12 protein-coding genes and 2 tRNA genes are annotated in these 20,426 nt (G+C 60.8%); 11 read left to right on the forward strand and 3 right to left on the reverse strand.

The genetic code is table 11. From position 1 onward, the window contains the following. Positions 1–11: 11 nt before the first annotated feature. The 8 genes from ACOFKT_RS08915 to ACOFKT_RS08950 all read left to right on the forward strand — a co-directional run bounded on the left by ACOFKT_RS08915 (position 12) and on the right by ACOFKT_RS08950 (position 13,458). On the forward strand, positions 12–2,510 hold the full coding sequence (locus ACOFKT_RS08915; protein ID WP_419807047.1) for an ADOP family duplicated permease: 2,499 nt from the start codon (positions 12–14) through the stop codon (positions 2,508–2,510). Positions 2,511–2,591: 81 nt separating this feature from the next. Further along, the gene (locus ACOFKT_RS08920; protein ID WP_419807048.1) at positions 2,592–5,042 is read left to right on the forward strand and encodes an ABC transporter permease; all 2,451 of its coding nucleotides are present in this window, start codon (positions 2,592–2,594) and stop codon (positions 5,040–5,042) included. Positions 5,043–5,085: 43 nt separating this feature from the next. Continuing rightward, positions 5,086–7,599 (forward strand): ABC transporter permease, encoded by a 2,514-nt coding sequence (locus ACOFKT_RS08925; protein WP_419807049.1) that lies wholly within the window; start codon positions 5,086–5,088, stop codon positions 7,597–7,599. A 6-nt stretch (positions 7,600–7,605) separates the two neighbouring features. Further along, on the forward strand, positions 7,606–8,322 hold the full coding sequence (locus ACOFKT_RS08930; protein WP_419807050.1) for an ABC transporter ATP-binding protein: 717 nt from the start codon (positions 7,606–7,608) through the stop codon (positions 8,320–8,322). Then, the gene (locus ACOFKT_RS08935) at positions 8,319–10,292 is read left to right on the forward strand and encodes a TolC family protein (protein WP_419807051.1); all 1,974 of its coding nucleotides are present in this window, start codon (positions 8,319–8,321) and stop codon (positions 10,290–10,292) included. Before ACOFKT_RS08930 ends, ACOFKT_RS08935 begins: the two co-directional genes overlap by 4 nt. Positions 10,293–10,298: 6 nt before the next feature. Next, positions 10,299–11,708: a sigma-54-dependent transcriptional regulator gene (locus ACOFKT_RS08940; RefSeq protein ID WP_419807052.1), complete on the forward strand. Its 1,410-nt coding sequence runs from the start codon at positions 10,299–10,301 to the stop codon at positions 11,706–11,708. 52 nt (positions 11,709–11,760) lie between these two features. Further along, complete coding sequence (locus ACOFKT_RS08945) at positions 11,761–13,239, forward strand: sensor histidine kinase (RefSeq protein ID WP_419807053.1); 1,479 nt, start codon at positions 11,761–11,763, stop codon at positions 13,237–13,239. A gap of 143 nt (positions 13,240–13,382) precedes the next feature. Continuing rightward, positions 13,383–13,458: transfer RNA gene (locus ACOFKT_RS08950), tRNA-Glu, on the forward strand. A 198-nt stretch (positions 13,459–13,656) separates the two neighbouring features. Here the strand turns inward: ACOFKT_RS08950 and ACOFKT_RS08955 are convergent. The 3 genes from ACOFKT_RS08955 to ACOFKT_RS08965 form a co-directional block, all read right to left on the reverse strand. Next, a complete protein-coding gene (locus ACOFKT_RS08955; protein WP_419807054.1) occupies positions 13,657–14,217 on the reverse strand; it encodes a PEP-CTERM sorting domain-containing protein in 561 nt (186 codons plus the stop codon). A 608-nt stretch (positions 14,218–14,825) separates the two neighbouring features. Continuing rightward, a tRNA-Ser gene (locus ACOFKT_RS08960) sits at positions 14,826–14,917 on the reverse strand. A gap of 105 nt (positions 14,918–15,022) precedes the next feature. Next, complete coding sequence (locus ACOFKT_RS08965) at positions 15,023–15,217, reverse strand: hypothetical protein (protein ID WP_419807055.1); 195 nt, start codon at positions 15,215–15,217, stop codon at positions 15,023–15,025. 538 nt (positions 15,218–15,755) lie between these two features. On the opposite strand from ACOFKT_RS08965, the gene ACOFKT_RS08970 reads away from it, so the two are divergent. The 3 genes from ACOFKT_RS08970 to ACOFKT_RS08980 all read left to right on the forward strand — a co-directional run bounded on the left by ACOFKT_RS08970 (position 15,756) and on the right by ACOFKT_RS08980 (position 20,386). Next, positions 15,756–18,239, forward strand: a complete 2,484-nt coding sequence (locus ACOFKT_RS08970) for a ribonucleoside-diphosphate reductase subunit alpha (protein WP_419807056.1) — start codon at positions 15,756–15,758, stop codon at positions 18,237–18,239. 240 nt (positions 18,240–18,479) lie between these two features. Beyond that, a complete protein-coding gene (locus ACOFKT_RS08975) occupies positions 18,480–19,556 on the forward strand; it encodes a ribonucleotide-diphosphate reductase subunit beta (RefSeq protein ID WP_419807057.1) in 1,077 nt (358 codons plus the stop codon). Between the two features lie 191 nt (positions 19,557–19,747). Beyond that, a complete protein-coding gene (locus ACOFKT_RS08980) occupies positions 19,748–20,386 on the forward strand; it encodes a helix-turn-helix domain-containing protein (protein ID WP_419807058.1) in 639 nt (212 codons plus the stop codon). The last annotated feature ends 40 nt before the right edge of the window (positions 20,387–20,426 follow it).

Here is a 20,426-nt window from a genome sequence, read left to right on the forward strand (position 1 = left end):
AGGACCACACCATGATGACCGAGATCTTGCAGGATTTTCGCTTCGCGCTGCGCAGCCTGCGGCGTGCGCCTGGGTTTACGCTCACGGCGCTGCTCACGCTTGGCATTGGCATCGGCGTGGCTGCAGCCATGTTCGGCATTTCGCGGCAGGTATTGCTGGCACCGCTGCCGTACAAGCAACCAGACCGGCTGGTCGCACTCAGCTTCCATTTTCCGGGGGCACCCGCGTCCACAAGCCAGGTCGGGAGTGCGGCTGATTTCATTCGCCGGTATGCAAGATCGTACGAATCTGTGGGCGTAAGCGATGGTGGACCTACCGGCGTCAATGTGGCCGACCCTTCGGCGGCACGCGGGTACGCCTTTCCAGTGCAACAATTGCGGATTTCCCATGATTTTCTGCCTACGCTGGGCATCTATCCTCGACTGGGCCGAGGCTTCAGCGCCGATGAAGACCGGTCCGGTGGACCGCGTGCCGCGCTGCTAAGTGACCGTATGTGGCGGACGCTCTTCGCGGCGGATCCGAACATTGTGGGTCACTTGGTTCACATCGACCGAGAAGACGTGCCAGTCATCGGCGTGCTGCCGGCGGGTGTCTTGGCTGACATGCAGGGCGGTACGCGTGAAACCTCTGCCGCCGGAATCTTCCAGCCGCTGCAGATGAGTCCGAAGGACGAAGGATACGACGGAACGAATTACGCCATGATTGGCCGGTTGCGGGACGGCGTTTCGCAGCAGCAGGCACAGTTGGAGCTTGGTGGTCTATTGCCAGAGTTTGCGCGTCAGAATGCCTGGTACAGCCGATGGACGACTCGCAACGGCAACGCGGCAGGATTGGATGCGTTTCCTTTACGAGCGGCCCTGGCGGGAGACGTGCGCGGCAGCCTGCTTTTGCTGTTGTGCGCCGCAGCCGCAGTTCTGCTGATTGCATGCCTGAATCTTGCTGGCATGATGGTGGCTCGGACGGCTGCGCGGACACGAGAACTGGCCGTGCGCAGTGCACTCGGAGCGGGGCGTGCGGCGTTGCTGCGTCTCCTGCTTGCCGAATCCGCAATGCTTGCCGTTGCCGGCGCGGCGCTTGGCCTGCTGGTGTCTCGTGTCGCGGCGCAGGCGTTTGTGCTGTACGCACCGCTTGACATGCCTCGCCTGCAGCCTGCCGCCGCACTGTGGCCGCTGGCCATTGCCGCCGCGGGTCTAGCTGGAGCAGGTATGTTGCTCTTTGGCCTGCTGCCCGCGTCCGTAATACTTGGCCGCGAGGTGAACTCAGGCCTGCGCAACGACGGCTCACAAGGACAATCCAGAACCTATCACCGTGCTGGCCGCATGCTGATCGTGGCGCAGGTTTCCCTCACCTTCGTTCTGCTGATGGCCGCATCGTTGCTGCTGCATACGTTCCTGGCCATGCGGGCCATCGCGCCCGGCTTTGCAACGGAGCACGTGACGATCGGCCAGGTGACCCTGAAGGGCGATTCCTATGGCAGGACGGAACGCTATGCGTCCCTGACCGCGCGCGTTGTAGAGCAGCTTGTTCATACGCCGGGTGTGCGTGCCGCGGGCGCCGTGAACGGCTTGCCACTCGACCGCGGGCTGAACAATGGCGGCTGGCCGACGGGCCGCAAAGACCAGAGCCGCTCCATCGAAACACGCTTCGTCAGTCCGAACTATCTGCGGACCATCGGCATCGCAGTGCTGCGCGGCCGCGGCCTTGGCGAGACAGACAACGCCTCCGCGCCGCGAGTAACCGTAATCAGCCAGGCCATGGCGAAATGCTGGTGGCCGGACGGGGATGCCCTCGGGAACCGGATCAATATCGGCAACAGCGGCGATTACGAAATCGTCGGCATTGCACGCGATACCAAAGAAAGTTCGCTGCTGGAGCAGTCGCGCCCAATTGCCTACGTTGCCATACCGCAGATCACGAATGAGTTTAGCCGCATGATCAACAACTGGTTCGCCACAACTTTCGTGGTTCGCGCGGCGGATGGTGTGGACGTGGGAGTAGCCATGGCATCCGCGGTGCGGAACGCAGATCCAGAGTTACCGCTCACGCGTGTGGAAACCATGCAGGACGTGGTCGATGCCAGCATGGCGGCGCCGCGCTTTTTTGGAAGCATGGCAACGAGCGTTGCCGCGTTCACGCTTTTGCTGGCGGCAGTCGGGTTGTTCGGTCTTCTGAGCTATCAGGTGACGCAACAGACACGTGACATCGGGGTCCGCATGGCGCTGGGCGCAACCCGTGGTGATGTGCTTCGCTCGGTGCTTACGCGCGGCGTTCTGTTCACGGGAACGGGACTTCTAATCGGCGCACTGCTCTCTACCGGGCTGCCGCAACTGCTGAGCGGATCGGTGGCGGAGTTCGCGGTGCTGCACGCGTCGGCACATGCGGTGACAAGTGAACTAGCAGCCGGTCTGCTTGCCGCGCTGCTGCTTTTCACGGCCACAATCGCGGCATGCTACATCCCGGCACGTCGCGCCAGCACCATCGACCCAGTGTCTGCCCTGAGGGCGGAATGATGAAGCGCGCAACGAGGCAGGAGAGCTGAGTATGTGGGCTATTCGACAGGATCTCAGATGCTCGACCTTCAAGGAGGATCAATGATCACGACCGTTTCCAACACGCTGATGCAAGATCTTCGTTATGCACTGCGCCAGATGCGGCGCGCACCCGGATTTGCGCTGGTCACGGTGTTGACGCTGGCGCTGGGCGTCGGTGCGGCCGCTGCAGTATTCAGCGTTATGGATGCGATGCTCATTCGTCCGTTGCCCTTCAATCATCCGGAGCGCATCCTGGTTACCCGCACTCTGTCGATCTCGGGCTATACGCAGCCTTTTTCTCTTCCGGACTTCCGTGACATTCGCGACCGATTCACTACCCTGGATGCATTCGCCGGCTACGAGACCGGATCTGTCAATCTGCAGAATGGGACGGATGCCGTTGCGCTGCACGTGGTCAACGGCAGTGATAATTTCTTTTCAGTTTTTGCCGTAAAGCCAGTTCTGGGCCGCACTTTCTACCCTGGTGAAGAGAAGGCGGGCAGAAACAATGTCGCCGTACTCAGCTACGAAGTGTGGCAGCAGAACTTTGCAGGTGATCCTGGTGTTGTGGGCCGCACCGTCCTGCTCGACGGGCGGCCCTCGCTCATCATCGGTGTCATGCCTGCCGGGTTCCGGTTTTCTGTAGGCCTGAGCCGCACTGTGTACATGCCATTCCGGAATGAAGAGCAATCGTGGCGAGAGAATCGCGGTTCGCACTGGATGCGTACCATCGCCCGGCTTAAGCCCGGCGTGAGCGCCAAGGCTGCCGACGCGGAGCTCGTGTCGCTGATGAGTAATCTTGCCCATGCTTACCCAGATGAGGACGCCGGTCGCACCGGCAGCTTTCAAACACTACAGTCCGAAGTGTTAGGTTCGACAACGACTTCACTCTGGCTGCTGGCCGGCGCCGCTGCTGCGTTGCTGGGGATCGCTTGTGCGAACGTTGGCGGGCTGCTGCTGGCGCGTGCAGTCAAGCGGGAACGCGAGATGGCGCTGCGCTGCGCCGTAGGTGCCGCACGAGGCCGACTCATCCGGCAGATTGCCACCGAAAGCCTGGTTCTGGCGGTCGCGAGTGACCTGCTCGGCATCGGCTTCGCATACGCTCTGCTGGCCGGCATGCGCGCTTATCTTATAAAAGCGCTTGCCCGCGGCGCTGACGTGCATTTGGATTGGACGGCACTGACCGTGACTCTCCTGCTCGCGCTGCTCACCAGCGTTCTCGCCTCGCTGCTGCCGGCTCTGCGGCTTTCTTCTTTGAACCCGAACACCGCGCTGAAAGCCGGTGGCAAAGCCGGCGGGGGCCGCAGTCAGAACCGTTTGCGCGCAACATTCCTGGTGGCGCAGGTCACGTTGTCGCTCACCCTACTCTCGGTCGCGGCACTACTGATGCAGTCCCTCTCACGCCTTCGCGGAACAGAGACCGGCTTCGATCCAGACCACATTCTTTCGCTTGAGATTGATCTTTCACCAGGCGGATACGCGAATCGCAATCCACTCACAGCTTTCTACAAGCCTCTTCTAGAGCGAATCCGGCACACGCCGGGCGTAACCGCCGCCGGTCTGATCAATATGCTGCCTGTGCAATCGTTTGGCAGCAACTCCGATGTGCAGATCGTGGGCCACCCACCCGCGCCCAAAAACCAGGAGCATCTCGCGGAAGTCCGCTACTTCACAGAGGGGTACTTCGAGACGATGGGCATTCCGCTGATGCAAGGACGGATGCTGACGCCGGGACTTGACCGAACAAAGAGTGAAAATCCGCCTTACGTGGTGAACGAAGCCTTTCGCCGCAAATTCTTCTCCGCAGGCGAATCGCCACTGGGTGCCCGCGTTGAGGGCGACCCGAAAGATCCGAATCAGTCCGTCATCCAGGGTGTTACAGGAAGCGTGCGACAGAATTTATTAGTGCCTCCTATGGCCGAGATGGACGTCCTGATGGACACCATGCCCGAGAAGTACAGCTCCGGCATGACGAATCTGGTGCTCGTGCTGCGCACAACCGGAGACCCGAAGCAGCTTATACCTTCGTTGCGCACCGCACTCCACGAGACCGATCCTGCTGTGCCGATGCATATGCCAGAGACACTGCGCGAAGTAATGAGCGATCAGCTTGTGCTGGAGCGCATGGAAAGCGTGCTGTTCGGCATCTTTGCTGGGTTGGCAGTGCTGCTCGCCATGGCGGGCCTGTACGGATTGGTGAGCCAGGAGGTCGAGTCCGGCACGCGTGACATTGGCGTGCGTATGGCTCTGGGGGCGACACGGACACACGTGCTTGGCCGCATATTGCGGCGCGTTGCCTTCTTAGTGGGCTGCGGCGCCGTGCTGGGCGTCGCGCTCACCCTGCTCACCCGTAAGGTGTTCGCCAGCGTGGTGGAGTTGCAGACCTCACGCGATGGCACGCTGCTCGTCTTACTGGTGCTCTTCATGCTCGTGCTCGGTCTGTTGGCGGCGCTCCTACCCGCTCGCCGTGCCGCGAATACACAACCTGTAGAGGCGCTGCGCAGCGAATGAGGCGCGCCGATCCACTCACCTCCACAAGTACAGGAGCATTCAAATGACCAACCTGTTGCAGGACTTTCGCTATGCCGTGCGCCAGCTGCGGCGCGCTCCCGGCTTCACCATGACCGCTGTGCTGACACTGGCCCTGGGCGTGGGTGCGAACAGCGCTATTTTCTCTTTGCTCGATCAGGCGCTGCTGCGCTCGCTGCCGGTGCGGAGCCCGAAGCAGCTCGTCATTCTGCAGGGCACCGGCAAGATGTGGCAGGGGCGCACCAGCGGTCATGGGGGTGACGTTCAGCTGCTGTTCTCATACCCCATGTACCGCGATCTGCGGGATCACGCGCCGGCGCTGCAGGGGTTGGTCGCCACAACGTCGGTGCCTGTCGGTATTCAGCAGGGCGACACTTCCAGCGCGGAAGACGCGGAGTTCGTCTCCGCCAATTATTTCAATGTGCTCGGTGTGCAGCCGCTGCTTGGCCGCGTGCTGAACGACGCGGATGACAGAGCGCCCGGAGCGAGCCCGGTCGCTGTGCTCAGCTATGAGTACTGGCACGACCACCTCGGGGCGGACAACCGCATCGTCGGCCGTACGCTTCGCCTGAACGGGCAGTCGTGGACTGTTGTGGGCGTTGCCGCCCCGGGCTTTCGCAGCGCGGTTTGGGGACAAACGCCCGCGCTGTTCGTGCCGCTGTCCGCCACACCCCTGCTGATTCCATCGCAGAAGGACGGTCTGAGGAACCGCCAGGATCGCTGGTTGAACCTGGTCGGCCGGCTCCGCGACGGAACCGGAGCAACTACCGCCGAAGCGCAAATCGCGCCCCTGTGGCACGCGCTGCGCGCTCAGGAACTGCAGGCGCTCGGCAATCGCTCGGAGCGGTTTACGGATGAATTCCTGGCAAACAGCCGCCTTCACCTCTTACCGGGTGCGCAGGGACTTTCCTACAGTCGTGAAACGCTCGAAACGCCGCTGCTTGTGATCGCTGGCATGGCCGCACTGGTTCTGCTCATCGCTTCAGTGAACGTGGCGAGCCTGCTTCTGGTGCGCTCCGCCGGCCGCGTTCGCGAGTTTGCGCTGCGCTACGCCATGGGCGCCACCGCGCGGCGCGTCGTCTCGCAACTGCTGCTGGAAGGAATGCTGATCGGCCTGGCCAGCGCGGCCCTGGGCGCGGCGGTTGCACCGCTTGCGGTTCACGCGCTTTCGGCACGGCTCACCGATCCGGGCGATCCCGCCTTCTTCCCTTCAGGCGTGGACGCGCGCGTCCTTGTATTCAGCCTTGCCGTCGGTCTTGCCACAAGTGTGCTGTTCAGCATCGGACCATCCGTCATGCTGCTGAAACCGGATCTCGTCGCCTCGCTGAAGCAGCAGGGCGGCACCGCGGGAAAGACTCGCATTCGTTTTCGCCGCCTGGTGGTTGGTCTGCAGGTGGGGCTCAGCGTGGTCCTGCTGATAGGCGCTGGACTGCTGGTGCGCACACTGCAGAGCTTGCGACGTGTCGACGTCGGCTTCAATACAGCCCACCTGCTGCAGTTCCGCATCAGCCCGGAGCTGGCCGGCTACACGCCGCAGCAAATCGCGCCGCTCCAGCTCGCCATGCTCGACCGGTTGGCATCTCTGCCGGGCGTGCAATCTGTGGCGGCGACGGACAGTGCAGAACTCGCCGGTTCCGACAACGGCACCAACGTGACAGTGGAGGGCTACACCGCGCCGCCCGACGAAGACCTCGACATCGGCCGCATCGAGGTGACACCCGGTTATTTCTCCACACTGAGGGAGCCGATCGTCGCCGGCCGCGATTTTTCAGAGACGGACAACGCGGCAAACCTGCCCGTCGCGATTGTGAACCAAAGCTTCGCCCGCCACTACTTTGGCTCGGATGCAGCAGCGCTGAACCGCCGCATGGCCCGCGGCGGTGGCAAGAATCCCCAGTGGATGCAGATCGTGGGCGTCAGCCGTGATGCCCACCACATCGGCCTGCGCGATGGCGTGAAGATGACCGACTTTACGCCACTTGCCCAAGACTCCAAAGCAGGGCGTGTCACCGTGTATCTGCGCACTGTGCAGGACCCACTCAGCCTGCAGGCGGCGGTCACCGCAACCATGCGGCAGATCAGCCTCGCGCTCGCTGTCCAGAACATGCGCACGATGAAGGAACAGATCGATAACACGTTGCGCGACGAGAAGATCGTCGGCCTGCTTGCCATTGCCTTCGGCGTGCTTGCCACGCTGCTTGCCGGCATCGGTCTCTACGGTGTGCTCGCCTTCTCCGTCGCGCAGCGGACGCGCGAAATTGGCATCCGCATGGCGCTCGGCTCCACCCGGGCCCTTGTCGCACGCATGGTCGTTTTCGATGTGCTTCAGCTTGCGGGCGTGGGCATCGCTGTTGCCCTGCCGCTGGCGTTGCTTGCGGCGCGTTCGCTGCGCGGGCAGTTATACGGCGTCTCCGCGACGGACCCCGTCACCATCGCGGAAGCCGTTGTACTCATCACGACGGTGGCGCTGCTGGCGGGGCTGATACCCGCTCGGCGAGCCGCGACTATTCATCCCACCACCGCATTGCGGACGGAGTAACTTTTCATGATTGAGCTAACGAATGTGGAGCGGTCCTACAAGGCTGGACACGAGCAGACCTTCGTGCTGCGCCGCATCAACCTGTTAATTCAACCGGGCGAGTTCGTCACCGTGATGGGTCCAAGCGGAGCTGGTAAATCAAGCCTGCTCAACACGCTCGCGCTGCTGGATGACGGCTGGACGGGCGAGTACCTGCTGGACGGCGAGGCCATTCACCGCATGCAGCGCAAGCAGCGCGCGGAGGTAGCGCGCCGTAAGATCGGCATGGTTTTTCAGAGCTACCACCTTCTCGATGACCTGACGGTCGCTGAGAACATCGACCTGCCGCTGTCTTACAAGAACATGCCTCGTAGCGAGCGCCAGGCCTTGGTGGCCGACACGCTCGATCGCTTCGGCATCGTCGGCAAGAAAGATCTCTACCCGTCACAACTTTCCGGCGGGCAGCAGCAGGTTGTCGGCGTTGCGCGGGCTGTGATCCACAGTCCGTCGCTACTTCTGGCGGACGAACCGACCGGCAACCTGCACTCCGCGCAGGCAACGGACATCATGCGGCTGTTTCGATCTCTCAACGAAGCGGGCACGACTATCCTCCAAGTCTCGCACTCTGAATCAAACGCCGCCTACGGCACACGCGTCATTGAGATGCGAGACGGGTGGATCACCGAAGATCGCGCCAATGGCTCGGGCTCCACATCCGCGCAGACAGGAACGAACGCAGCATGATCGCAAAATCGACACAATGTCTCGCCAGCCTTGCGGCTTTGTTCTCTTTGCCGCTTCCCTGCGCTGTGGCGCTGGCGCAGGCAGGCGCGCAGACGCAAGCGGGACCGCAAACACCCGCGTCGCCACAGCCACATGCAGTATCTCAGCCGGCGGTGCCTCTCACCGTGCCCCACTCCAGCAATCCTTTCCACGCCTACATACCTACGGCTGTACCACCCGCGAACCTGGCAAACTCGGCCCGGCTTGATACGCTGATGCACAACGGCGTGCTCGAGATCTCGTTGCAGGATGCGATTGCGCTCGCGCTGGAAAACAACCTGGACCTCGCCATTGCGCGATACAACATTCCGATCGCGGAAGCTGACATATTGCGGACCAAAGCGGGCGGCAGCACGCGCGGTGTGAACACGGGCGTTGTACAGAACACGCCCGGCGGTGGCGGTGTGGGCGCCTTTGGCTCGGGCAGTGCGGGTGCGGGTGTGGGCGGCACCAGCGGCGGTGCGGGTGGCGCCGGCGCTGGTGCATCCGGCCTTGTTCAGTCCACACTTGGCAGCGGCACGGCTGTGAACTCATACGATCCAGTTATCACCGGTGACATCGGTCTCACGCACTCGACCGAGCCTTTGTCCAACCTCGCACTCAATGGCGTTCCCACGTTGCGCTTCAACGAGTGGAGCGGCGATATCGCATACGCACAGGCCTTCCCCACTGGCACCAGCCTTCAGTTCGCCTTCAACGCAAACAGGCAAACGACGAACAGTGCCTTCACCTTTCTGAATCCAGTGCTCAACTCCTCATACCAGTTCTCGGTCCGGCAGCCACTGCTTGCCGGCTTCGGCTTCGGTCCCAACCTTCGATATCTGCGCATCGCGCGCAACAACAAGCAGATTTCCGACGAAGCTTTTGGACTGCAAGTCATCAGCACGGTCACGCAAACTGCGAACCTTTACTGGGATCTGGTCGCAGCGTACGAGGATGAGCAAGTCAAGCAGCGCTCGCTGGCGTTTGCAAATGACACCTTGCTTTCAGCCCGGAAACAGCTTGCATTGCAGGCAATCCCGGCATTGGACGTGACCAAGGATGAAGGCGAGGTCGCGCGAGCCGAGGGAGACCTGACCATAGCCAAGGCGACATTGCAATTTCAGGAGCTACTGATCAAAAACGCGCTCACCAAGAACCTTGATGATCCTATCTTGGAATCGATGCCGGTGCGCCCCATTGACTTGAGCAGCATCAACCGCGGAACGCTGCCTGAGACAACGAACTCCACTGAGGATGTAATCAACGATGCCCTGAACCGTCGACTGGATCTGAAGATCAGTACGACCAATCTGAACAACCGGGAGATCAGTCGCAAGGCCGTCAATAATTCACTCCTGCCTTCACTCAACCTGATTGGCAATTACGGCGGAACCGGCCTGGCAGGTTTGGCCAATCCTTCCGCGGGGGTCACCTCTACGGTTCCGCTCGGCTTCGGCGGTTCTCTCGAAAACGCCTTTAACAACAGCGCGCCGACTTACTTCGTCGGCCTGAACCTGGCGATTCCGCTCCGCAATCGTCAGGCAAAGAGTGACCAGTACCGCTCCGAGTTGGAAACGCGCCAGGCCGAAATTGAACTGCAGCAGCGACGCAAGGAGATCCGCATCGAAGTGCGTAACGCGCAATATGCTCTCGCGCAGGCCGCGGCTCGCGTGACTGCCGCAGCGAAAGCGCGCGACATCGCCGGACACACCTTTGAGATCATGGGTAAGGAACAGCAACTCGGTGCCGGCTCGGCTCTGGACACTCTTCAAGCCAGGCAGGCCCTGGCCACGGCAGAAAGTCTTCTGGTCGCTGCCCGCACGGCCTACCAGAAGGCGCGCGTCGAACTGCAGCGTGCCACAGGCACTACGCTCGCCGACAATCATGTTTCGATAGAATCAGCCCGAAGCGGTGTACAGACCGCAACTGGCGCACAACCAAAGCTCTGACTAGCCATGGCGACAGCCCCTGTTATCGAAACCGCACCATCGCGCAGCGCAGGCGTGCCCTCCGCACCACGTCTGCTTGTTGCGGATGACCAGCCTTTCATTCTGGAAGCGCTCACGCTGCTGCTGCGTCCTGAAGGCTTCCATGTGGAAACGGCGCGCACGCCCGCACTTGTGCTGGATTGTCTGCAGCATCAAGAATATGACGCGCTGTTGATCGATCTGAATTACACGCGGGACACGACGAGTGGCACCGAAGGCCTTCAACTGCTGCAGCAAATTCGACAGAGCTTCGACCGGCTTCCGGTCATCTTGATGACCGCTTACGCGAACGTCGATCTGGCCGTGGAAGCGATGCAGCGCGGCGCCAACGATTTTGTCCAGAAGCCGTGGGAGAACGTCCGGCTGATCTCCATCGTTAAGGCGCAAGTCGAACTCTATCGCGCGCATCGGCGGACTCTGATGCTTGAGGCCGAGAACGACATGCTCCGCGCGGACGGCGCGCCAGAGTTCATCGCAACCGCCCCCGCGATGCGGCCTGTGCTGAACCTGGTGCGGCGCATCGGCCCTTCTGACGCCAACGTCTTGATCACGGGTGAGCACGGCACCGGCAAGGAGATTGTGGCGCAAACGCTGCACCGGCTCTCCCGCCGTTCCCACCGCACGCTGGTCGCGGTGAACACCGGAGCGTTGCCGGAGGGAACGTTTGAAAGTGAACTGTTCGGTCACGTCAAAGGAGCGTTTACAGACGCCCGAGCCGATCGGATTGGTCGCTTTGAGCTGGCAAGCGGCGGCACCCTCTTCCTTGATGAAATCGCCAACATACCCCTACGCCAACAGGCGAAGCTGCTGCGTGTGCTGGAAACGGGCGAGATGGAACGTGTGGGCTCGTCAACCACGCGAAGCGTCGACGTGCGCATGCTCTCAGCAACCAATGCCAACCTGCGCGCCGAGGCGGCCGCCGGCCGCTTTCGCGAGGACCTGTTCTTCCGCTTGAATACCGTTGAGATCTGTTTGCCGGCACTGCGTGAACGGCGCGAGGACATCCCAATCCTCGCAGCGTACTTCCTGGCTCGCTACACTGCTCGCTATCGTCGTGCGGTGCATGGGTTTGAATCCGCGGCACTGCAGCAGATGCTGCACTACGCATGGCCCGGCAATGTGCGCGAACTTGACCACACCATGGAGCGCGCCGTGCTGCTCTGCACTGGCGATCAGATCAGCAGCGCCGACCTGGGTCTGCATGTCGGAACGCGCACTTCCTCGGCGAACCTCGATGACCTCAGCCTTGAGGCGGTGGAAGCCGTGCTGGTACGCAAGGCGCTTGCTCGCGCTGGGGGCAACGTGAGTCATGCAGCGGAGGCGCTGGGGCTAAGTCGCGGTGCCTTGTACCGGCGCATGGAAAAGCATGGGTTCTAGCCGGCCTGAAACCGGCCCGTCTCCGAATCAACACGCGCGAAAACGCTTGCCGTTGAGCCGCTCCCGTCGCCGGCTCAGCTTTGAGCGCCGGCTCCACCTTTGGCTTTGGGGCTTCTCTTTGCCCCTGCTCATCCTGGTGCTGTGGCAATGCCACGCAGCCGGCCTCTCCTGGACCGCCACCGTTCTTTGTTTCTTAGGCACCTTGCTGGTGTGGCGCACGATCACGGCGATTTTCTTTGACACTGTTGCTCGTCCGCTGCAAACACTTTCAAACATCGTTGCTGCATTGCGTGAAGAAGATTTCAGCTTCCGCGCCCGCGGTGCAATACGCGGTGACGCGTTGGGCGATCTGGCGCTTGAAATCAATACACTTGCCCGAACCATGCAGGTACAGCGCAACGCCGCAATGGATGCGCTCACACTTGCCGACCGTGTCATCGGATCCATGCAGTCCCCAGTCCTTGCTTTTGATCAGAACGACCGGTTGCGTCTGCTCAACGCTGCCGCGGAGCAAGTGTTCGGCCTGACCGCAAGCAATGCCTTGGGCCAGACTGCTCAGGAACTTTCCATGAGTGATTTGCTGCTGGCTCGGGACCAGAGCGTGATTACTTCCGAACGTAACCGTGAACATCAAACCGGCCGCGGTAGCCGCACAAATACGAACACGGGAAGCGATGCAGCACCAAGGTGGTCAGTGCGCCGCACTGTGTTCCGCCTGCATGGTGTGCCGCACGTATTGGTAACGCTTAGCGATGTCGCCGCGGCGCTGCGCGAAGAAGAGCGTTCTGCCTGGCAGCGGCTCATCCGCGTACTCAGCCATGAAATCAATAACTCGCTTACGCCGATCAAATCCGTCGCCAGCATGTTGCGCTCGCGTCCGTTACGGCTCGATCCCGGCGTTCACAGCTCGCAGGACCTGCACGACTTGCGCCGCGGTCTCGCCATGATTGAAGACCGCGCCGAATCGCTCAACAGATTTCTGCAGGCGTACCAGCAGCTCTCGCGGCTGCCTTCGCCTCGCATGCAACCGGTGTCAATTGCTGCTTTGGTTGAGCAAAGCGCGCTGATGGAGCGCAGAGTGCCAATCCTGCTCCAGCCTTCTCCTGATGTTTGGGTACACGCCGACCCCGATCAGTTGCAACAACTGCTCATCAATGTTTTCAAAAACGCCGCCGAAGCTGCCGCCGACCCTGAGTTCCAGCACACAACCCCGAGGATCGAGGTGTCGTGGCGCGCCCTGAACGGCAAGGTTGCCATGCGCATTGCCGACAATGGACCGGGCCTGGCGAACCCCGCGAACCTGTTTGTGCCTTTTTACACCACCAAGCCAGGTGGAACCGGCATAGGGCTTACGCTATGCCAACAGATCGCAGCCGCTCACAACGGCGCCATTCGACTGGAGAACCGGAGCGGAGACACGGGCTGCATTGTGGAGCTTACCCTGCCTCTGTTGAATTACGTTCCTGATGTGGCCATGTTGGATTTTCCTTCTGAGCTGGCACAGCGTGGCACTGACCAAATCCGTCTTTAGTTAAGTCACGTTCGCTCGGTGTAACGGCCCTACGAGAAATCTAGGTCTTTCGCTCAGAAGACCCAACTCTCTGGGGTGCATTTTTGACAGAGTCAACCTTCGGATGTACGTTAGAAAGACGGCTCGCAGCCGGGCGCCCAGGAGTCCCCGTCGTCCAGTGGCCCAGGACACCGCCCTTTCACGGCGGTAACACGGGTTCGAATCCCGTCGGGGACGCCAATACACAGCGCTGCATACCCAAACAAGACCTTCGGCTTTTTCGCGGTCTGCTGCGAGGCATACCGATCGGCGGGTTACAAAAAGGAAGCCGGCCTGAGCAAGCTTAGCGGCGCGCACCTGATTGAAGCTTGGTCGTGCGTAAAGTGTGAGGCCCAGAGTGCATCTCTGGGCCTCTGCCGTGTCCGCATATTTCCAAGGTCAAGCGAACCGGCGACGAGCAGCTCCGATCACACCGAGGAATCCGGTGCCAAGCAGGGCAAGGCTGGAGGGTTCAGGCGTGGCTGCGGATGTAGAGAACTGAACCGGAACTGTTGTGCTGAAGTTGTCGCTGTCAGTCAAGAAGGCATAGTAGTTCCCGCCAGAACCGTAGAGGTCCACCCGAAAGGAGTTGGTGCTGGTCACTGCGGTGAATCCCAGGCCGTGCATGTCGAAGGTCTGTGAGGCGTTGGTGTACAGCAGGTTGTCGTTTCCATTGAAACCACCCGGAGCGATCAGTCCTGTGACCCCAGTTCCGGTGATGCCGTCAACGAGGTAAATGCCAGACGACACTTGGTTACCCGTCAGCGTACCAGTTCCAGAGAACCCGCTTGCGCCACCGTTTAAGGTGAACGAGAAAGTGTCAGCATGAGCAGCCAAGCTGGAGCAGAGCAGGGCTGAGGCGGCCAGAAGATGACGAAGGCGCATTGGGCACTTCCTTAAGTGAATTGCCGTCAGCGTAGCGTCCGAGATGCGCTGAAGACATCGGCGATAGCCGTCCAAAGGCGTAGGTGGCGTAAGTTCGACAGAGGTATGCACCCCAGAGCAGCCGCGTAACGTGCTTCTCTGTGTGCGGTCGCTATATCCACAGATCCGACAAGCAGAAGATCGCTGAAGTTTTCCATGCCGCCGTGGGCCGTCTCACCGACGTGGATCTCCGCACCCAGTACAGATGATCGGCTTACCACTACCCAGCCGATCATCCGAGTCAACCAGGACACAGGCGATAGGAACTTCGCTGCACGATGGGGCTTATTCCGTCGGGGCAGAAGCCCGGTGAGAAGCTCCGCCTACGCCATTCCATGCACGGGCAGAAGGCATCGAGAAGACATCGATGTGACGCAACGCCTTCGCTCGGTACCGTTGTCTCGTACCGGCTGACTCTTCTTCGAGTGGAAGAAGTTCAAAACCAAAGAACAATCTCAAAATTTGAGATTAGGAATGGCTATGCCACCCAGAGTAGTACCGGGAAGGCTACCAAAGAACTTCTCTGAGGCTCTATAACAGGCATGACAGACGTGACGCACATAACCGTGTGGACGCCAGTTAAATCATAATTTAGCTGGCATTTTCTGCAAAACAGGAAAGTTTGGGGCTACCCAAGAAGTGTGTGGCGGAGAGTGAGGGATTCGAACCCCCGATCGCCTTGCGACGATGTCTGATTTCGAGTCAGGTGCATTCAACCGGGCTCTGCCAACTCTCCGTAACCCTAAGTCTAGTGGGTGGGGCGTTTCGTGTCGAGCCGCTACCATCACCCATCGGAAAGCCTCGGCACCGTGGCTCCGTAAAGTGCATGTCTCAACCTCGTCTACTCTGCGTTCTTCACCTCGAACACGTCCAGCGCCTCCTCTACAGGCGCCCGCCAATCCATCTGCGTTGTGGGGTCGTTCCGCCGCGTCACACGGACACTCAATGCGGAACACTTGTGCTTACGCGCGAGCGTAAGCAGCTCCTCGAAAAAATCGTGGTACACGCCTGGGGGCGTTCGCTTGCCAAGGACCATTGCTGCAACGTTCTCCTGCACCGCTTCGCCGTTTGCCGGCTGTCTTTTCTTCCAAGCGGGAACCGCTTGCTGGACGAGCCAAGAAATCGCCCAGATAACAAGCATCGCACCCAAAATGGTGCCGCAACGGTCTGGATCTGGCGACGTCGTGTCGGATGAAAGCAGATTTCAGTCGCGGTACGCCGGCTAAAAATCGCCGCTGATTTCCGAATACCGGACCGGCCTTCCACAAGCGCATTTCGCCGTAACATAACGGCGTTGTAGAACCCACCACAAGCGCCCTCCTGAATTTGCACAGTATCCCTACATCTTGTGCTTGCTTCCCTCTCCGGCCCGAGCTACAGTATCCATACTTCAGAAGTGAGCCGGCTCGAGGCTTCGTGGCCAACTCCGCTGAGGGCGAAGCAAAGACGAATATTTCGTACGATCACGCGCAGCTTGGCGGAGCTGCTACATCTGCCCGAGTCCCCTCAAAAAGGAACGGCGCTCGTACCAGAAAGACCCGGGGCGGCTGCGGCCCCACTAAGCAAGGAGCACTATGGCGACCACAACCCTGCAGACCAGTCTGTCCGATATCACCCCCGGCTTCCCTTCGCGCGACGAAACACCCGTCATGCACGTGAAGAAGCGCAACGGCGCGCTTGAGTCCGTGGACGTAAACAAGATCGTCCGCGCCGTGCAACGCTGTGCCTACGGTCTGCAGCACGTCGACTCGATTCGCATCGCCTCCAAGACCATCGGCGGCCTCTATGACGGCGCCACCACACGCGAGCTCGACACCATCTCTATCGACACTGCGGCCGCGCTCATCGCGGAGGAGCCGCAGTACTCCAAGCTCGCAGCGCGCCTGCTGCTCGCCACCATCATCAAGGAAGTTGCCAACCAGAACCTTCACTCCTTTTCGCAGTCCGTTGAGTACGGCTTCCAGCAGGGCATCGTCTCGCCCGCCACGGCCGAGTTCGTCCGCGTGCACGCCCGCAAGCTGAACCACGCGATTGATGAAGCCACCTCGGACCGTTTCGAGTATTTCGGCCTTCGTACCGTGTACGACCGCTACCTGCTGCGCGATCCCCTGTCCCGCAAAGTCATCGAAACGCCACAGCATTTTTTCCTGCGTGTCGCCTGCGGCCTGGCCGGTACACCCAACGAAGCCATCGAGTTCTATAAACTGATCGCCGCGCATGAGTACATGCCCAGCTCGCCGACCCTCTTCAACTCCGGCACCCGGCACCCACAAATGTCGAGTTGCTACCTGCACGACTCACCGGGCGACTCGCTTGAATCCATCTACGACGCCTATAAGGATGTCGCCCTGCTCTCCAAATTCTCCGGCGGCATCGGCCTCGCCTTCCACCGCGTTCGTTCCGAAGGCTCGCTGATCCGCGCTACGAACGGCCTCTCCAACGGAATCGTGCCATGGCTGCGCACACTCGATTCCTCCGTCGCCGCCGTCAACCAGGGCGGCAAGCGCAAGGGCGCCTGCTGCGTTTACCTGGAACCCTGGCACGCCGACGTGGAGAACTTCCTCGAACTCCGTGAAAACACCGGCGATCTTTCGCGCCGCACCTACAACCTGAATACCGCCAACTGGATTCCCGACCTGTTTATGAGGCGCGTCGACGAGGACGGCATGTGGTCGCTCTTCGACCCCAAAGTCGTGCCAACCCTACCCGACCTGTTCGGCCCCGAGTTCGATGCAGCCTACACTCAAGCCGAAGAGGAGAAGCTCTACAGCAAGCAAATGAAGGCGCGCGACCTGTACGCCCGCATGATGCGTTCGCTCGCCGAAACCGGCAACGGCTGGATGACCTTCAAAGACGCCTGCAACCTGAAGAACAACCAGACCGGCAAACCGGGCAACGTCATCCATCTCTCAAATCTCTGCACCGAGATCACGGAAGTTACCAGCAGCTCCGAGACCGCCGTCTGCAATCTGGGCTCCATCAACCTTGGCCGCCACACCACACTCGACGAAGACGGCCGCGTTGTCTTCGATTTCGAGAAGCTGGCCAACACGGTTCGCATCGCCGTGCCCATGCTCGACCGCGTTATCGACATCAATTTCTATCCCATCCAGACTGCGGCCGACGCGAACAACCGTTGGCGCCCCGTCGGCCTCGGCGTCATGGGCCTGCAGGACGTCTTCTTCCAGATGCGTCTTCCCTTCGACGCTCCAGAAGCCCAGGCGCTCTCCGCCAAAATCCAGGAAGAGGTCTACTACCATGCGCTCGTCGCCTCCATCGCACTCGCCGAAAAGAACGGGCCGCATCCGTCCTTTAACGAAACCCGTCTCGCGCAGGGCCAGTTCCAGTTCGACCTCTGGAACGTGAAGCCCGCCGATGATGCGCGCTGGAACGACCTCCGTAACCGCATTGCAAAATCCGGCATCCGTAATTCCCTGCTCATCGCCATCGCGCCCACCGCAACCATCGCTTCCATCGTCGGCTGCTATGAGTGCATCGAGCCGCAGGTCTCCAATCTCTTCAAGCGCGAAACCCTCTCCGGCGAGTTCCTTCAGGTCAACCGCTACCTCATCGACGAGCTCAAGGCGCGCGGCATGTGGAACGACGTCATCCGCACCAAGCTCAAGATCGGCGAAGGCTCCATCCAGAACATCGACGAGCTGCCGGCCGACGTGAAGCTGATCTATCGCACCGTGTGGGAGGTTCCCATGCGCTCGCTGATCGAAATGGCCGCCGCGCGCAACGCCTACGTCGACCAGGCCCAATCACTCAACCTCTTCGTCGAATCGCCCAACATCGGCCGCCTCTCGTCCATGTACATGTTCGCGTGGAAGTCCGGCCTGAAAACCACCTATTACCTGCGCTCGCGCCCCGCAACAAAAATCGCCAAGACCACGATCCAGCGCGCCGCCATGAGCTCCGCCCAGCCGCTTGCAGGCATTCCGGGAACACTGCAGGCGCACGAGCCTAAGTCCTCTGAGGTTCCACCCACGGTTTCCGCCGGCGAGGCCATTGCCTGCTCGCTCGAAAACCCTGAAAGCTGCGAGGCCTGCCAGTAGCCGCAGCAGTTGGGAAGCCACAGCAGTTGAGAATCTGTGTGCACCCTCTAAATCTGTGGGCCACCTCTGAATCTATGCCCCACCTTCGCGACAGGTTGATCGTCGCCAAGGTGGGTTCCCCGCCTGACACTCTCAGCAGTGTCATCCTGAGCGAAGCGAAGCATCCGCTTCCCTTCGGTCGGGCACACCACCTCCCGGAGCCGGACCGGCTCCGACCCACGCACGCCCAGGAGCCCGCTCATGTCCGCAACCCTCGATCCCGTTACCGTCGCCCACAACAATCCGATCACGTCCGGCTCGTCGGTCACCGTGCCCGAGTCCATCCTTGACCCGGGCCTGTGTCTCACGCTTCGCCCCATGAAGTACCCGCAGTTCTATGACATGTTCCGCGACGGCATCAAGAACACCTGGACCGTCGAAGAAGTCGACTTCTCGACCGACCTTGTCGACCTCCGCTCCAAGCTCTCGCCCGCGGAAATCCACACCATCAAGCGCCTGGTCGCCTTCTTCGCCACAGGCGATGCGATCGTCTCGAATAACCTCGTGCTGAACCTCTACAAGCACATCAATTCGCCGGAAGCGCGCCTCTACCTCTCGCGCCAGCTCTATGAAGAAGCCGTGCACGTGCAGTTCTACTTGACACTGCTCGACAACTACGTCCCCGACCAGGAAGAGCGCTACGAGGCTTTCGCCGCCGTCGAAAACATTCCCTCCATCCAGAAAAAGGCCGACTTCTGCATGAAGTGGATGGATTCCATCCAGGCATTGGACACGCTGCAGACCCGCGAAGACCGCCGCAACTTCCTTCTGAACCTCATCTGCTTCGCATCCTGCATCGAGGGCCTGTTCTTCTTTGCCGCTTTCGCTTACGTCTACTTTTTCCGGTCCAAGGGCCTGCTGCACGGCCTCGCCTCGGGCACCAACTGGGTCTTCCGCGACGAAAGCTGCCACCTTGAGTTCGCCTTTGAAGTCGTCAACGTCGTCCGCCAGCAGGAGCCCGATCTCTGGGACGCTCAGCTCGAGCGCCAGATCGTGCAGATGCTCGAGGAAGCCGTCGACTGCGAAGCTCAGTTCGCCGACGATCTGCTCGCCGGCGGTGTCGCTGGCCTATCGGTTCGCGACATGCGTGCGTACCTCGGCTACGTGGCAGACTCACGCCTGCAGCGCATGGGTATCGCCCCACACTTCAATACCAAGAACCCCTTCAGCTTCATGGAGCTGCAGGACGTCCAGGAGCTGACCAACTTCTTCGAGCGTCGCGTCTCCGCTTACCAGACCGCGGTCGAAGGCGAGGTCGCCTTCGGGGAAGACTTCTAAACGAAACGGAAGCGCCTCACAAATCAACATGAAACCGGCTCCGGTCAAAAGGACATCGATATGCCTTTTGACCGGAGCCGGTTTCATTCTGTGGGTACATGTGAGGTCTGCAGCCCTCAATGCCCGATAAGACGCGCTCTCTACTCTTTTCAGGCAGCTTCTTTTCTTTTCATCACATCCATCCCAGCAGCATGCTAGAGACTGCCGCAACTCTCGCTCCCACCGGCTCGGACACCGTCGACCCTGACCAGGTCGAAACCTCCATTCAGGCCAAGCAAATTGGCGAGCGCATTCGTCGTCTCCGCACACGCCGCAGCATGGGCCTGGTTGAGCTCGGAACCCGCACCGGCCTGTCCGCAAGCTTTCTCTCGCAGTTGGAAACCGGTCGCGTCGTTCCGACCGTGCGCAACCTGGCACGCATTGCCATGACCTTCGGCAAGGACCTCAGCTACTTCTTCCGCGAAGACCAGCCCGCGCCCTTTCGCATCATGCGCAGCACGGAGCGCATTCGCCTCCATCGCGCCTCCGATGCCACTCCCGCCTTCATCTCCGAAAGCATGCACTCCCTCGTCTCCGACGGCCAGATGGTTCCCTGCCTCGCCGAGTTCAACGAGAGCGACCGCGACGAGGTTTTCCGTCCCAAAATCTTCGACGGCGTCGAGTTCACCTTTGTGCTGCAAGGCCCCATCATTCTCAGCACTGAGAACGAAAGCACCACACTGCAGACCGGCGACGTAGCTTGGCTCGACGGCGTTCGCAAGCGGCACTACTGCTGCCCCGCCGGTGTCCACGCCAAGGCCATGATTATCACCCGCCACAACAAAGGTTGAGCACCGGCCAACGGTCGACCGGTCCGATGCGACACTGAAG

Source organism: Terriglobus sp. (assembly GCF_965201105.1).
GTDB lineage: Bacteria > Acidobacteriota > Terriglobia > Terriglobales > Acidobacteriaceae > Terriglobus.